This is a genomic window from Streptomyces sp. NPDC050704 (genome assembly GCF_040654355.1).
Taxonomy (GTDB): Bacteria; Actinomycetota; Actinomycetes; order Streptomycetales; family Streptomycetaceae; genus Streptomyces.
Window position 1 is genome coordinate 1 of the sequence record NZ_JBFAHW010000037.1, and the last position, 13,850, is coordinate 13,850.

The window sequence follows — 13,850 nt, forward strand, 5'->3', positions numbered from 1 at the left end:
CCCGCAGTCCGAAGCAGAGCCACAGGCGATCCGCTACTGCATCGACGTCCAGATGCGGAGCGACGGCACCGATCGCGACCAGGTGCTGCGCGATATCCCGGAGCGCCTGACGGTACTGCGCGATGACGTAGTCCCACACCTCGCGCGCCTTCTCGTCGCTCGCTGCGGACGAGAGAAGCAGGTCGATCGATGATGACGCGAAGCGTTCGGTATTGGTGCGGATGCTGTGGGCCACGTAGGCGATCACGGACGAGAGGTCCTGCATCCTGCGCACCTCGCCAAGGTCGTCGTCGGCCCCCGAGTCCGCCACGTCCGCGGCCAGGAGGGCATGCAGGACCTCCGTCTTGGTGCCCACGCTCGCATAGACCGTCTTCACCGCGACCTCGGCAGACCGCGCGATGTCGGCCACCGTGACACAGGCATAGCCATGCGTGACAAACAGATGGCGCGCCGCTTGCAGGATGTCCTGGCGGGTCTGGATGGCCCCCTGCTCGCGACGCTTGGATCGATAGACCCGGGTCGGCTCTGGCATATCTGCAACCTACCCGACACCGGATATCCTATGTAATCATTGCAGATGCCTTAACTTGAAAATTAGGATCGTGCACACCCGGCCGCGCCGATGTTCACTGCCTTCGGTATCCACGCGCCGCGAAGGAGCAGTTCAGGAGTTCATGCGCTGACCCGCCGTAAGCCCCGGGCGCCAAAACCCGGGTCGGCGAACGACCGTCACCCGGTCCCGGTTCCAGGCGGCTTGAGCAAAGCGGCCGACACAGCGGATTCCTCAACCGTCGAGCGCCGTTCGCGCCCCGGGCTCGAACCGAGTGAGCAGATCTGTACGGATCAGCAGTACGTGCACTTGTCTACGAAAGGTTCTCCACTATGGAAACGGCCGCCCACCACGACTCAATGGCAATCATGGAAACGCGACTCGTCCACGAGACCCACCGGCTGGCCACCGGCCTGCTCGCCGACGCCGCCGGCCGCCCCTCGGTACCTTCCGAGTCACTCGCGCAGTTGCGGGACTTCCTTGTGGTGAACCTGCGCCATCACCACAAGACGGAAGACGAATTGCTGTGGCCGCAGATCGTGGCGGCCGCGCCGGACACAGAGCACGCACTCCACAAGCTCAGCGAGGAACACGAACGTCTGGACAACGCACTCGACCGCCTCGCCGCTGCCGCCGTGACCGGGGCGGAGAGAGCCGGCGATGCCGAAGGGGCAACCAGGCATGGTGACAGCCAGGGCCGGGACAGTATGAACGGTGATGTCCGACCCGCGCTCCGCGAGGCGGCCGTCGAGGTGCGTGACAGCGTGCGCGACCACCTGACCCACGAGGAGCCGGTCCTGTTCCCCGCGTTGCGCGATCACATCACGCCCGCGCAGTGGGAGGAGTTCTCTCAACGGGTGATCGCCACGACGCCGCCCGTGGCCGGGCATTTGATGATCGGATTCCTCGACGAGGTGGGCACACCGGCCGAGGTGGAGTCAATGTTCGTGAACATGCCGCAACCGGTGAGGGCGCTCCTTCCCGCCATGCGGAGCCAAGCGGTCGCCGACCTGCGAGTTCTGCGAGGGACGAGCTCATGACGCACTCCCCTCTCGCGTGGCCCGACGCGGCACACGAGGCGATCAAGGGCGACCTGACCGTCGCGGTCGCCTACCTCACCCCGGCCGGCGGCGCGGTGGTCACCAGCGTGTCCCCGGTAGGAGTCGCAGACCAGGCGACGGGTGAGGTCAGCTTCACCACCTCGCTGGCCTTCCCGAAGAAACTGGAGCGCATCCTGAGCAACCCACGCGTCTCCCTCGCCTACCACACACGCGCGCATGGTTTCGCCACCCACAGCTGCTACATACTCGCCCAGGGCAACGCATCGGTGGACCTGCGGCCCCCGGCACAGCGGCTGGCACAGCTGATGGACGCCTCCGAGCCTTTCCTCGGGAAAACCAAGCGGGGCAAGGTATGGGACTGGCTGCTTCGCGAGTACCACCAGGAGCGCGCCTTCGTCGACATCGGGGTGGAACGAATCGCCACCTGGCCTGATCTTTCGGCTCGTGGACCGGTAACGGTCACCGGGCCCTCCTGGCCACAACCGCCCACCGAACAACAACCACCCAAACACGGCACCACGCCACGGACAGACGTTCCCACGCTCGCCCGACAGATCGCCACCCTCCCGCACCGCCTGCTGGCCTATCAGGGCGCCGACGGCTACCCCGTCATCCTCCCGGTGGAGGTCACCGGACACGACGAGGGCGGGTTGCGCCTCACCGCACCTCCCGGACTACTGCCACCAGGATCACGCCGAGCGGGATTCCTGGCCCACGCATTCCAACCTCAGTGCGTCGGACTGAGCATGCGAACCCTTACCGGCTGGCTGACCGTCACCGATGAAGGCGCCCTCTACGCCCCCCACACGTCCAAGGGCCTGACCGCGCCGCCATACAGGACTGTCGCAACGGTCGCGAGCGGCCTCATGGCCAAGCACGGACTGCGACGCGCCCATCGCAACGGCACGGTCGCCCACCTCCAACACCTCGCCGCCCGCAGCACAGCGGACTGATCCGGTGGGGATGACGCGATCGAACCACCGAGCGCGTGATCTCAGGCGTGAGCCGTTTGCGTCGTCAAATACATCACCCTCAGATACTGGCCGTCGGATGGCCGGCGGAACACGGAACCACCTTCCACGCGCCCCACCACCTGCCGTCGCCCGGCTATGGCGTCAACTCGCCTGGTCATCCGCGTACGTGTATGCCGACACCCCTGCGTGCCCGTCACCGGACAGTCCCTGACTCCCTGTTGCGAGCTTGGACGTGCTGAATGGCCCCGTAACAAGCCGGGCCTTGCCCCGGGGCACCCGCGGCGCGACGGCGCGCCGAGGAATCGCGCAGTTCCCAGTACCCCGAGTCGCCTTCTTCGTGGCCCCGCAATGGGGCTCCCGGCCTCCGGGCCAGGCATGACTGTTGCCCCCATGTCGACGGCATTGTCGTCCATGATCCGGGGGTGGTGTCACCGGGCGCCGGAGGCACCGACAGAAGGCAGATGGAGGCAGGACCGCCGCCCCGTCAGGGACGGCAGGCTCTTCGTAACGTGGATGCCGGCAGACGGTGCCGCAGGGGAGGCCGGGACAGCAACCAGCTGCGAACAGGAGCATCGTGATCGATCTCGGCGACATGGACGTCTACCTCGGGCTGAACGTCGGCAACGGCGAACATCACGGCCACGCCCTGACCCCGACGGGCAAGAAGGTGCTGGACAAGCGGCTGCCCAACAGTGAGCCGAAGCTGCGGTCGATCTTCGACAAGCTCACCGCGAAGCACGGCACCGTCCTTGTCGTGGTCGACCAGCCGGCCTCCATCGGCGCCCCGCCGCCGGCCGTCGCCCGGGACGCCGGCTGCAAGGTGGCCCGGGACGCGGCCATCATCGCCGATGCCGCGCGCACCATGTGTTCAGGTGATCAGGGTGGAGGCTTCGCGCCACATCCTGGTGAGGACCTCGCCCGCGGGCTCGTCGGTGGCTAGGGCAGCGCTCTGGCCGGACCAGTGGTTGGCTGGGTCCACCTCGTTGGTGCCTCGCCGCCATTGGGTGACGAGTTGCAGTTGGTCCGGATACGGTGCAGGGCTTGGTGCACCGGGTTCGCTCCATGCTTTCAGATACGCGGTGGGTGCGGCCCGGGCCAGCCGTCCGGTGTACGCGCGGGTGGTCAGGGTGGCGTCCGGTGCCAGGCCGTTCAGCGCGGCGGCCCATTCCGGAGCGGTTGCGGTCTCGGGGCACCGGAGCAGGGCGGTTCCTACCTGAACCGCACTGGCGCCCAGGGCGAGTGCGGCGGCCACCCCTCGTCCGTCGGCGCCTGCCGCCCGCGGCGACGATGGGCACGCGCAGGTGGTCGGCGAACCAGGGAAGCAGGGCGAATAGCCCGATGTCGGTGTGGTCGGCGTCGTCCTGATCGAAGCTGCCCCGGTGACCGCCCGCTTCCATGCCCTGGGCCACGATCACGTCCGCGCCGGCGTTCTGGGCGGCGAGAGCGTCGTCGAGGGTGGTCGCACAGGCGAACCGAGCGATGCCCGGGGCATGGAGGCGTCGTACGTATTCGGGCCCGAACAGGCCCATGATCGAGGAGACGACGGTCGGGCGGGCGCGGAGCAGGGCTTCACATTGCTCGTCGAACACCGGGGGGGTCCGTCGGGGCGGTTTCGCCAGGAGGACCGAAACGGCTGAGAAATGCCCGGGCATCGTCGGTGCGCCGCCTGTGGTCCTCCGAATTGTTGCTGGGGCGTTCCGGGATCCAGACGTTCAGCTGCAGGGGACCGGAGGACCGGGCGCGGAACTGGTCCACCCACGCCGCGATGCGATCCGGGGTCTCTTGCAGGGCGCCCCGGGCGCCCATTCCCCCGGCCTCCGCCACCGCGACGGCCAGTTCGACAGGGGAAGACCCCGCCATCGGAGCCTGAAGCACCGGCAGTCGCATTCCGAAGCGTTCGCAGAACGCCAGCGCTCGTTCCAGCCCCGTCATGCCATGGTCCTCACCTCGTGGACTGATCGGCCAGACCCGGACCCGGACCCGGACCCTGGCGGCCGGCCGGGATCCGGCTTTCGTCGGACGGAGAGCGGAACTCGCCCTGTTCAGCGCAGCGTTGACGGGAACCCTCGGCGCCCACCCGGCACAGTACCTGCGCAAGCGTTGGGCGCCGGCGCCCACAAGCCCGACGTGGCGCCGCACGCGGAGGACGGCCGCTCAGGCCGTCGCCTGCGCGCCTGTCCCGGTGTCAGTCGTTCGCCAGGGCGGCCAGCAGTTCCCGGCGGGTGGGGCCGGGATCGGGATAGCGGGATGCGCCGACGGCCAGTTCGACGGCCTTCTGCGCCAAGCCGGGTTTCACCAGGGCCTCCTCGGGAGTGGCCAGCAAGCCGCCCACGTCGACGAGGCCGCGCACGATGGCGGGATCCTTCGAGCGGGCGATGTTCAGAGCGACGTCCACATTCCAGTCGTTGTCGTCGGTGCTGTAGGCCTCGCCCCGCATCTCGGCGTCGATCTCAGCCAGACGGTGCCGGTCCCACGCGGTGATGCTCTCCCACACGGGCTCAAGGTTCTTCTGGGTGGCGTCGTCGAGCCGCAGGGCAAGCTCCACCGGATCGTCGGCGCCGACCATGCGCAGCGTGTCCCGCAGGAGCGCGGCATGCCGGAAGCCCATGGTCATACCCGTGCCGAACACGGGATTGATGGAGGCCCAGGCATCGCCGACCGCCACAATCCCCGTGGCCACGGGCAGGTCGTCGACCACGAAGCGACGGTAAGTGCTTTCCAATCCGCCCATCGCGGTCACGCCGGTGATCGGCTCCCCCTCGGCCCAGTGGGCTTCGGTCGGGTACAGCTTCATCGCCCGGTGCCACGCGTCGATGTCGGCCAGGCTGCGCAGTTCCTGGTCGCGGCTGGAGGTCGCGATCGTCACCGACCATGTGCCGGAGTCGGCGGGAACGGTGCCGATAGTGACGCTGTTGTGGTGGCATATGGGCGACGGCGTCGGACGGGGTGTCATGCCGTCGGCCGAGTGGAAGTACCTGGTGTAGTAGCGGAATCCCGCCTCCGCCCGCTCCTCGTGCGGTGTGGCACCGATGCCGGCCAGCATCGCGGCCACCTGCGAGTGGCGGCCGGACGCGTCGATCACGAGGTCAGCCTCCACCTGCTCACCGCCCCGGATCAGTACACCCGTCACGTGCGGGCGCCCCGCGGTGCGGGCCGTCCCGGTGAGCAGTCCGGTGACTTGTGCCTCGCGTCGCACGGTGATGCCGGGAGTCCGCTCCGCCTCGGCCAGCAGGGCCGCCTCCAGCACGGGCCGCCGGGCAGCCACGGTTTCGAAACGGTCGTCGCCCGGCTGCGGGCCGCCGGTCTCTCCCACGTCCCAGGCCCCAGATATCATGTTGAACCGGCTTCCCCCCAGGCCGACGAGGCGCTCCACCGCCGCGGGAAACTCGGCCGCCAGAAGGCGGTAACCGCCCGGCAGAAGCAGGTGGGGCTGCGGAAACTGGCGGACGCCGGGCCGCTTCCAGCCGCTCCATGTCGCCTCGGCCCCGCCCTTCGGCGGGGAGGGATCACGGTCGAGCACCGTGACCCGATGTCCCTCCACGGCCAGCATCATCGCCGTCATCAGGCCCGTCGGGCCGGCGCCCAGCACTAACGTGTGCACCATTGAGCGTTCTCTTTCCTTCCGTCGATCGGTGCCGCCCATGCGGGGCACCAGAGTTGTTGACTTCGCAGACCCGTCGGCTGGTCGCTGCCGCTCATACGGCAGCTACGTCGTATCGACGTGACACAGGAACCGTCGACGTGGCACAGGGACCGTCGACGCGCCGTGTGGACAGCAGCAGTGGACAGTTGCACGGCCCGCTGTGGCCGTCAGCCTTCGCCCACGGCGGTCCAGAACCGTTCCAGCGCGGCGGCCGCGCTGTCGGGGTCCTCCAGCATCCACCAGTGACCCGCTCCTTCGAGACGCTGAGTGCGGGCCTCGAGGCGGGCGGCCATCTCGTCGGAGGCGGCCAGGTCGTCGTAGGGGTCGAGCAGGGCCTGGATCACCAACCCAGGGGCGAAGGGGGCGGACAGTCCTGCCTCCCAGTAGGCGTGCGGGTTGGGCGTCGCCGACCGGTAGAGGTCGAGGATGGAGTCCGCCATGGTGGCGTCGAGCTTCCCGCCCATCGCCGTGGCGTCCTCGGCAGGCACACCGCTGCCGGTGAGCCCCACCGCGGGGCTTTTCGGGCTTCCCGGGGCGGCCTCGACCACGGCCTTCGCCCACTGCTCCCCCGCTCCCAGCGTCCGCCAGAGCTGAGCCTGGTCATGCCAGACGTAGTCAGGGTGGAGTACGCCTGCCACGTCTATGGCCCAACTCCGCACAGCAACAGAAGAGTTCGTGGCCACCCCCGCCACAAGCACGGCGCCCCAGTCGTGCCCGACCAGGTCGACCGGTCCGTCGATCTCTCGCAGCTCCCGCTCCAGCCACCGGACGTACTCGTCCATGGTCGCGCCGAACCCGGCGGGACGCGGCATGCCGAACCCGGGCAGGTCCAGGGCTGCCGAGTCGGCCGAGAGGCGGGCCCGGAGCCGATCCCACACCTGGCCGGTTTCGGGCACACCATGAATGAACACCGCGGTCATATAGCTACCTTTGCGTGAGAGGTTGAGTGATCCCATACGGATCGGCTCTGCCCATCCGCGGACGGATCCGCGTGCCGGTCGGCCGGGCCAGGCACGCGAAGTGTCCGGCCGGACGGTCCCCGCCGCCATCGTTGACACAACGGCGACGGCCCCCAACCGGTTCACTCGGGGAACGCTCCGCTTTCTGTCAACCTCTTGCGCCAAGTGCCGTCTGTACGTGCTGAAGGGCAGACCGAGCCACTGAAGCTGCCCCTTGATCGTGGACACCTGGAGACTGGTATCTGAGGTTCCAGAGGAAGCAGTGCCAGGTGGGAAGCCAGTACACGAATCGGTACTCGGACGAGTACAAGCGGGACGCGATCGAGCTCGTGCGGTCGTCGGGCCGGACGGTGACTGCGGTCGCCCGCGAGTTGGGGATCAGCTCGGAGTCCCTGCGGGGCTGGGTGAAGAAGGCCCGCGCCGCCCAGGACAACGGATCGGAACCCGGCGCGGTTCGGGCCGCCGACGACCGGGACGAGGAACTGAAGCGGCTGCGGAAGCTGACCGCCGAGCAGGCGAAAACGATCGAGATCCTGAAAAAGCGATCGCCTTCTTCGCGAGGGAGAGCGACCGGTGAGCCTGGTCTGCCGGTTCATCCACGCGGAGAAGGCCAATTACGCGATCACGCCGCTGTGCAAGGCGATGAAGACCGCCCGGTCCACGTACTACGCCTGGGTCGCCGGAGCCGGGGCCCGTGAAGCGCGGCGACGGGCCGATGTGGCCCTGGCCCACGAGATCACGGTTATCCACATCGCCTCCCGGCGGAACTACGGTGTCCCGCGCGTCACCGCCCAACTGCGCCGTCAGGGCCAGGTGGTCAACCACAAACGGGTGGAGCGGGTCATGCGGGAGCACGGCATCGCCGGCAACAGCCGCCGCACCGGACGCCGCACCCTGACCAAGGCCGACCCAGCGGCGGCCCCGTCGCCGGACCTGATCGGCCGGGACTTCACCGCCGGCCGCCCCGGCACGAAGGTCGTCGGGGACATCACGTACATCCCGACCGCCGAGGGGTGGCTCTACCTCGCCTCGTGGCTGGACCTGGCCACCCGGGAAGTGATCGGCTACTCGATGGCCGACCACCACCACGCCGAACTTGTCGTCGACGCCCTCGACATGGCCGCCGCGCTGGGCCGCCTGGAGCCTGGCTGCGTGATCCACAGCGACCGCGGATCCGAATACACCTCAGGTCAACTCCGGCTCAAAATAGCCGAGTTGGGGTACCGGCAGAGCATGGGAAGAACCGGGAGCTGCTTCGACAACGCCGCCGCGGAAAGCTTCTGGGCCGTACTCAAAGAAGAGATCGGCACCCGCTTCTGGCCCGACCGGGCCACCGCCCGCGCCAGCATCTTCGACTTCGTCGAGACCTTCTACAACCAACGCCGCCTGCGCAAACACATCCACTGGGGCTACCTCACGCCCCACGAGACGCGCCTGCGCTACCAACAGGGTCAGACCCTCGCGGCATAACAGAACCGTGTCCAAGATCACGGGGAAACTTCAACACCTTCGACGGCACCCGGCGAGCCTGCACCGAACTCAGCGCCTTCCTGGAGATCCACGCCCCCGACGGCGGTCACGACCCAAGGCTCCTTCGGCCGCACCACGTCCACGACTTCGCCGCCGACCAACGACTCCGCGAACTGGACGGACTGCCGTCCCTGGGAGTGAAAGGCCTGCACGGCAAACCGTCCATCGTGACCGCCTACACCCGCCAGATGGTCTTCACCCGCACCCGGCGAATCCTCCTGGAAGCCCTGGAATCCGGCGAAGCCGAACGGCTCGGCCTCAACCGGGGTTTCGTCACCGCCATGCCCTCTCCGGGCAAGATCGTCACCCGGATACGGACCCCCTTCTCCGACGAAGTCGCCCGAGCACTCGCCGCAGAGACGAACCAGCAGACGCTCGCCGCCTGCCACGACCCGGCCGACCGCGGACTCCGAGACGCCTGGGAGACCATCATCGTCACCGGGCGGCGCTGCAGCGAGGTGATCAAACTGCGTCTGGACTGCCTGAGCCGCTACGGCGGGCTCCCCATGCTCTGGCACGACCAGACGAAGGTCGGCAACTACGACGCCGCGATCCGCATCCCTGAACAGCTCCACCAGCGGCTGGAAGCCCGACAGCGCAAGACTCTGGCGTTGTTCGCCACGCGCCACAACCGCCCGCCGACCCCGGAGGAACGCGCCCATCTGCCGCTGTTTCCCAGCAACCAGCGCAACAGCGACAGCCGTCGGCCCCTGTCCTACCAGTGGTTCCACCGGGGCTTCAAAGCATGGATCAACAGTCTCGACATCGGCCGGTGGGTGCCCCACCAAGCCCGGCACTCTCTGGCCACCAGCCTGCTGCGAGCCGGAGCGAGCCTGACCCACATCCGCCGCTACCTCGGTCAGGTCTCCGAGCGCATGGCCGAGCACTACGTCCACCTCGCCCAGTCCGACCTGGAGAGCGTGCTCCAGCACGTCTGGTTGGCCGGCCCCGGCGCCGCCAACCCCGGCGAAGTTCTCACGGACGACCTCACCCCACTCACCCGAGAGCACGCCATGGCCCTCGCAATCGACCTTGGTCGCCGCAGCACCCCCGCCGAGGGCGGCTTCTGCACCTTCCAGCCCGTCGTACACGGCGGCGACTGCCCCTGGAATCTCGACTGCCACAACTGCGACAAGTTCGTCCTGTCCGGCGCCGACCTGCTCTATTGGCGTCGCAAGCGTGAGCAGTGGCGGCTGCTGGCCGAGGGTGCCCCGGACGACGCCACCGCCGACTACCTCCACCGCTACTTCGAGCCGACCGCCCGCGCCATCGACGGCCTGGAGAAGGCCTTGGCCGGACTTGGCCCTCTTGACGACGCCCTCGCCCTGGACCTGCTCAAACCCCAGGACTACTTCCACCGCGTCTGGTCCACTGCCTTCCGCGCCGCCGACCTCGCCGACGCGGGCACCGAGGAGGAGAGCGAGTACGGCGATACGTGCACAGCCGAGGACACCGACCGCGAACAGGACGTCGCATGAACGCCGTTCCCGAACCCCGCACTGCCGCTGCCCTGGCAGCTCGCCGCGGCAAAACTGACATGGCCCTCCTGCGGGTCCGCGAGTCCATCGCCCGGCTCCAACGGGAGAAGACCCAGGTCAGCGTCGCTGCAGTCGCCCGGCGGGCGAACGTCTCGCGCACCTTCCTCTATGCCAACCCCGAGACCCGGGCCGCCGTCGCCACAGCGATGGCCGGGGCAGGTGACCGCCGGACCCACATGCTCACCGCACAGGACGACGAGCGCGAGGCAACCTGGCGCGAGCGCGCACTGAACGCCGAAGAAGCGCTCAAGGCAGCCCGGACCGAGATCCTCACCCAACACACCCGCATCGGCGAACTCCTCGGCCAGATAAGGGACTTGCAAGCCGAATGGTCCGAAGAGGCCATCCAGCGGATCACCACCGAGAACACCACCCTCAAACAACGGGTCCGCCAGCTGGCCGCCAACAACCGCACCCTCGACGAGCGGCTCAAAGCCGCCCGATCCAACCTCCGCTTCCAGGACCGACGCGTCGCCGATCTCGAAGCCCAGATCACCAATCCCACACAGGGAGTTCAGCAGTGAGGCGATAGTTCCGGGAAACGCGCCTGACGGCACGACTCGGTTCGGAGAGTCCGGCCGCCTACAGCGGCCGGACCCCCGAGCTGCCACCACGGGGCGTCGACGGATTGTTGACGGTGACAGCGGCGCTCGGCCAGCCTCAGGCCGAGGCTGCGGCGACGCAGAACTCGTTGCCCTCCGGGTCGGCCATCACAACGTGGCGCCCGTCGAACTCCTGCCGGACGGTTCCGCCCGCCTTCACCAGCCGCTCAGACTCCGCCTTGATCCGCGCCCGCCGCTCACCGGCACTGCCGTGTCCCGGCACCCGAACGTCGATATGAAGCCGGTTCTTCGCCGTCTTCGGTTCGGGGACCTTGAGGATGGAGAGGCGAGGGCCGGCGCCGTCCGGATCGCAGAGCCACGCCCCGTCGTCCTCGGAGTCGTCCTCCGGCAGGTCAAACTGCGCGAGCCACTCCTCGCGGGTCTTGAAGGGAACAGGCGGCGGCTCGTCGATATAGCCCAGTGCCGTCTTCCAGAAATCGGCGAGGAGTTGTGCGTTCGCGCAATCGAGGGTCAGATCGATTTTGGCTGCCATGACAGGACCGTACTGCACACCTCTGACAGCTACCGCCGTCACCAGTGCTCGCGATCACTCGGGGAACGTTGACCGACCGTCGTGGACATGTAGTCTATGAATCGTCGCAGTTCAGAGTCGGTTCACGAGCTCCTGCGGTCGGTAAAGCAGGCTGGCATACCAATGCTCAGCAGAGCCGTGATCGTTACTTTGCACGCCTGTGCCGCAGGGCGACGCAGCGCGGTGAGGGCTTCCTCGAGGTCGAGCTGTTCGGTGCCGTCGGGGCTTTCGCAGTTGTAGTCGTGGATGACGGTGGTGAAGGCGCGGGTGCCGACGCCGGGCCGCTGGACGCGCCAGCCCTGAACGGGTCCGGCCGGGGCCGGCGGGCGCTGCGCCTCGGGTCAGTGTGCCCTGGTCGGTACGGCGTCGTAGGAGGAGCCGTCGACGGGGCGGACCTGGTCGGCGGGGAGCCAGACGACGTGCTCCGCGGGTTCGGTGGTGCCGTTCTTTGTGGCCCACAGGGCGAGGCCGACGCAGTGGGTCCACGGTCCCCGCCGGGTCTGCTCGCGTTCGTGGAGGCGGCCGCGCAGTTCCTGGCCGTCGAGAAGGACGACGGTGATCGGCGGTAGCTCCGGGTTGGATATATCGGTCACAGTGCGAGGGGTGTCGCGCCTGGTCGGGGTGCTCAGGGCTGCCGTGCGGCCAGGAGTTCCTCCACGGGCAGGCTCTTGCCGCGGTTGAGGACGATGTCGGTCAGGCGCTGGTTCAGCCAGGCGTCTTCCAGTTCTTGGCCACGGGAGATGAGCCAGTCCCGGTAGAGGGGTGGCATCGCCTCGCGGATGGCGGGCAGGCCTCGGTCAACGAGCTGCCCGATCTCCAGCAGCTGGTCTGCGAGTTGTTTCCCGAGGTCGATGTCCTCACCCGTCGCGGTGCGGGCGTAGAAGTCGTCGCGGGTGGCCAGGTCGTGCAGGGCGCCTTGCAGGAGCTTGGCCAGTTCGCCGTCGACGTCGACCTTGCCGGTGTCGACGGCCGTCTCGATCCAGTCCAGCGTCGCCGGATGTTCCTGTGAGCCAGCTGCTGCTCCTGCGGTTCTCGCGCTCGCTGCTGCCGCTGCCTGCTCGGGACCTGCGGCGGCTGAGCGCCCTGCGCATCCCGGGCGAGAAGGGTATTGGTGCGCTGTCGTCGCAGTTCCTGCTGCAGCTCGCCCAGCGTATGGACGAACTCAGCCCGGCCGACACCGCCCGCCTGTCCACCCTCACCCTCGACGTGCTCACCACAGCCCTGGCCGACGCCCTGGACACATCAAGCGCGGTGCAGCCCCACACCAGGCGGCGCGCGCTGATGACCCAGATCCACGCCTTCGTCCAGGACATCCTCGGCGACCCGAACCTGAGCCCGGACACGATCGCCGCGGCCCACCACATCTCCCTGCGCTACCTGCACAAGCTCTTCCAACACGAAGGGCGCACCGTCGCCGGCTGGATCCGCGAGCGCCGCCTGGAGCGGTGCCGACGCGGCCTCGCCGACCCGCAGATGGCCACCCGTCCCATCCGCGCGATCGCCGCCCGGTGGGGCTTCGCCCGCCCCGCGCACTTCAGCCAGGCCTTCCGCAGCGCCTACGGGATCTCGCCGCGCGACTTCCGCCGGCAGTGCGCAAGAGTGCGCAGAGACTAAAGGCCTGTGCGCTCACTCGTAATGACCGGCCAGGCAGGTGCGTGCACTCTCGCTTGAGAAGGGACACGACAGACACCAACGAACGGGGAACCGCCATGGCGAAGCGAAAGGGAATGACGAGGGCCATCCAGGCCATGGTCCTCACCCTCGCAGCACTGACGAGTACGGCTGCCCCATCGGCGAACGCTGCAGCCGCTGAAGCAGCCCCGACAGCCATACCCGAGTTCTGGGCGAACGGCGAGGTCACCGGTCATAGGTACATCGACTTCGACCTCTTCGTCGATCAGGAACCTCACCAAGACCTTGCCAACGCAACGGCCTACGCCAACAACAGTTGTCCCAGTGGACGGTTCTGCCTTGTGCAGCGTGACCCGTACGGCTGGGGTGGCTTTTCCGTATGGAAGATCTCCGGATGCGACACGTTCGTGGTGACCGGAGCCCTCGACACGTTCCGTGCCAACAACCGCAACTCACGACAGGTGCATTTCTACAACGCGAACCGCCAATGGATCGGCGTAGTAGGCGCAGGTGTGAAGACACCGGTCACCTGGAACCCGATCTACTACTTTGCGACCTGCCGATAGGCTTCCAAGGTGATCAGCCGCGTCCGGCCGGCCCGTCTGCTCAAGATCCGGTCGTGCGCCTCGCGGTCCTCTACGATCGCAGGGTGGGGATGCCGAGAGCTTCCAGAACAGCCCGCATCACGTCACGCACGGCGCTTGAGGAACAGCCCCTTCGGGGGTGTTGTAGGAACCCTCCATACTGATCCACTGGCCCTTTCGTCTCACTCATGTCTCTCACCAAATCGGCGGTGAGATGCGGATTTTGGGCCTCTGACCTGGTCTTC

At 68.0% G+C, this 13,850-nt stretch carries 14 protein-coding genes and 6 pseudogenes; 9 read left to right on the plus strand and 11 right to left on the minus strand.

Features of this window, described 5'->3' with window-relative positions; genetic code table 11:
• On the minus strand, nucleotides 1-532 hold a 532-nt coding region (locus AB0I18_RS22280; protein WP_363107297.1), incomplete at its 3' end, for a helix-turn-helix domain-containing protein.
• Between the two features lie 350 nt (nucleotides 533-882).
• On the opposite strand from AB0I18_RS22280, the gene AB0I18_RS22285 reads away from it, so the two are divergent.
• From AB0I18_RS22285 to AB0I18_RS22295, 3 genes and pseudogenes are all read left to right on the plus strand, one after another.
• Complete coding sequence (locus tag AB0I18_RS22285) at nucleotides 883-1,590, plus strand: hemerythrin domain-containing protein (RefSeq protein ID WP_363107298.1); 708 nt, start codon at nucleotides 883-885, stop codon at nucleotides 1,588-1,590.
• Nucleotides 1,587-2,564 carry a hypothetical protein gene (locus tag AB0I18_RS22290; protein ID WP_363107299.1) on the plus strand — a complete coding sequence of 326 codons (978 nt, stop codon included), beginning with the start codon at nucleotides 1,587-1,589 and terminating at the stop codon, nucleotides 2,562-2,564. The genes AB0I18_RS22285 and AB0I18_RS22290 overlap by 4 nt, the downstream gene beginning before the upstream one ends.
• A gap of 595 nt (nucleotides 2,565-3,159) precedes the next feature.
• Nucleotides 3,160-3,450: pseudogene (locus tag AB0I18_RS22295) on the plus strand (transposase); the annotation flags it as partial.
• A 3-nt stretch (nucleotides 3,451-3,453) separates the two neighbouring features.
• On the opposite strand, the gene AB0I18_RS22300 reads toward AB0I18_RS22295, so the two are convergent.
• The 5 genes and pseudogenes from AB0I18_RS22300 to AB0I18_RS22320 all read right to left on the minus strand — a co-directional run bounded on the left by AB0I18_RS22300 (nucleotide 3,454) and on the right by AB0I18_RS22320 (nucleotide 7,148).
• A complete protein-coding gene (locus tag AB0I18_RS22300; protein WP_363107300.1) occupies nucleotides 3,454-3,837 on the minus strand; it encodes a nitronate monooxygenase in 384 nt (127 codons plus the stop codon).
• A 76-nt stretch (nucleotides 3,838-3,913) separates the two neighbouring features.
• Nucleotides 3,914-4,237 (minus strand): annotated as a pseudogene (locus AB0I18_RS22305) (nitronate monooxygenase); the annotation flags it as partial.
• Complete coding sequence (locus AB0I18_RS22310; RefSeq protein ID WP_363107301.1) at nucleotides 4,155-4,517, minus strand: nitronate monooxygenase; 363 nt, start codon at nucleotides 4,515-4,517, stop codon at nucleotides 4,155-4,157. The pseudogene AB0I18_RS22305 and the gene AB0I18_RS22310, both read right to left, overlap by 83 nt.
• Nucleotides 4,518-4,770: 253 nt before the next feature.
• On the minus strand, nucleotides 4,771-6,228 hold the full coding sequence (locus AB0I18_RS22315) for an FAD-dependent oxidoreductase (protein WP_363107302.1): 1,458 nt from the start codon (nucleotides 6,226-6,228) through the stop codon (nucleotides 4,771-4,773).
• 167 nt (nucleotides 6,229-6,395) lie between these two features.
• Nucleotides 6,396-7,148, minus strand: a complete 753-nt coding sequence (locus AB0I18_RS22320; RefSeq protein ID WP_363107303.1) for an alpha/beta hydrolase — start codon at nucleotides 7,146-7,148, stop codon at nucleotides 6,396-6,398.
• Nucleotides 7,149-7,456: 308 nt separating this feature from the next.
• Here AB0I18_RS22320 and AB0I18_RS22325 point away from each other — a divergent pair.
• The 4 genes and pseudogenes from AB0I18_RS22325 to AB0I18_RS22340 all read left to right on the plus strand — a co-directional run.
• Nucleotides 7,457-7,684: pseudogene (locus tag AB0I18_RS22325) on the plus strand (transposase); the annotation flags it as partial.
• Nucleotides 7,685-7,745: 61 nt separating this feature from the next.
• Nucleotides 7,746-8,657 (plus strand): annotated as a pseudogene (locus tag AB0I18_RS22330) (IS3 family transposase); the annotation flags it as partial.
• A gap of 227 nt (nucleotides 8,658-8,884) precedes the next feature.
• Nucleotides 8,885-10,195 (plus strand): site-specific integrase, encoded by a 1,311-nt coding sequence (locus tag AB0I18_RS22335; protein ID WP_363107304.1) that lies wholly within the window; start codon nucleotides 8,885-8,887, stop codon nucleotides 10,193-10,195.
• The gene (locus tag AB0I18_RS22340; RefSeq protein WP_363107305.1) at nucleotides 10,192-10,779 is read left to right on the plus strand and encodes a DUF6262 family protein; all 588 of its coding nucleotides are present in this window, start codon (nucleotides 10,192-10,194) and stop codon (nucleotides 10,777-10,779) included. Before AB0I18_RS22335 ends, AB0I18_RS22340 begins: the two co-directional genes overlap by 4 nt.
• Nucleotides 10,780-10,915: 136 nt before the next feature.
• Here the strand turns inward: AB0I18_RS22340 and AB0I18_RS22345 are convergent, their stop codons facing one another.
• The 5 genes and pseudogenes from AB0I18_RS22345 to AB0I18_RS22365 all read right to left on the minus strand — a co-directional run.
• Complete coding sequence (locus AB0I18_RS22345) at nucleotides 10,916-11,350, minus strand: VOC family protein (protein ID WP_363107306.1); 435 nt, start codon at nucleotides 11,348-11,350, stop codon at nucleotides 10,916-10,918.
• A gap of 122 nt (nucleotides 11,351-11,472) precedes the next feature.
• Nucleotides 11,473-11,673, minus strand: a pseudogene (locus AB0I18_RS22350) (DUF6233 domain-containing protein); the annotation flags it as partial.
• A 57-nt stretch (nucleotides 11,674-11,730) separates the two neighbouring features.
• A complete protein-coding gene (locus tag AB0I18_RS22355; protein ID WP_363107308.1) occupies nucleotides 11,731-11,982 on the minus strand; it encodes a hypothetical protein in 252 nt (83 codons plus the stop codon).
• Nucleotides 11,983-12,014: 32 nt separating this feature from the next.
• Nucleotides 12,015-12,158, minus strand: coding sequence for a hypothetical protein (locus AB0I18_RS22360; RefSeq protein WP_363107309.1), 144 nt, complete (start codon nucleotides 12,156-12,158; stop codon nucleotides 12,015-12,017).
• Nucleotides 12,159-12,302: 144 nt separating this feature from the next.
• A pseudogene (locus tag AB0I18_RS22365) lies at nucleotides 12,303-12,383 on the minus strand (DUF6192 family protein); the annotation flags it as partial.
• A gap of 11 nt (nucleotides 12,384-12,394) precedes the next feature.
• On the opposite strand from AB0I18_RS22365, the gene AB0I18_RS22370 reads away from it, so the two are divergent.
• Entirely contained in the window at nucleotides 12,395-13,003 is a 609-nt protein-coding gene (locus AB0I18_RS22370) for a helix-turn-helix domain-containing protein (protein WP_363107310.1), read from the plus strand.
• Nucleotides 13,004-13,098: 95 nt separating this feature from the next.
• On the plus strand, nucleotides 13,099-13,587 hold the full coding sequence (locus AB0I18_RS22375; protein ID WP_363107311.1) for a hypothetical protein: 489 nt from the start codon (nucleotides 13,099-13,101) through the stop codon (nucleotides 13,585-13,587).
• The last annotated feature ends 263 nt before the right edge of the window (nucleotides 13,588-13,850 follow it).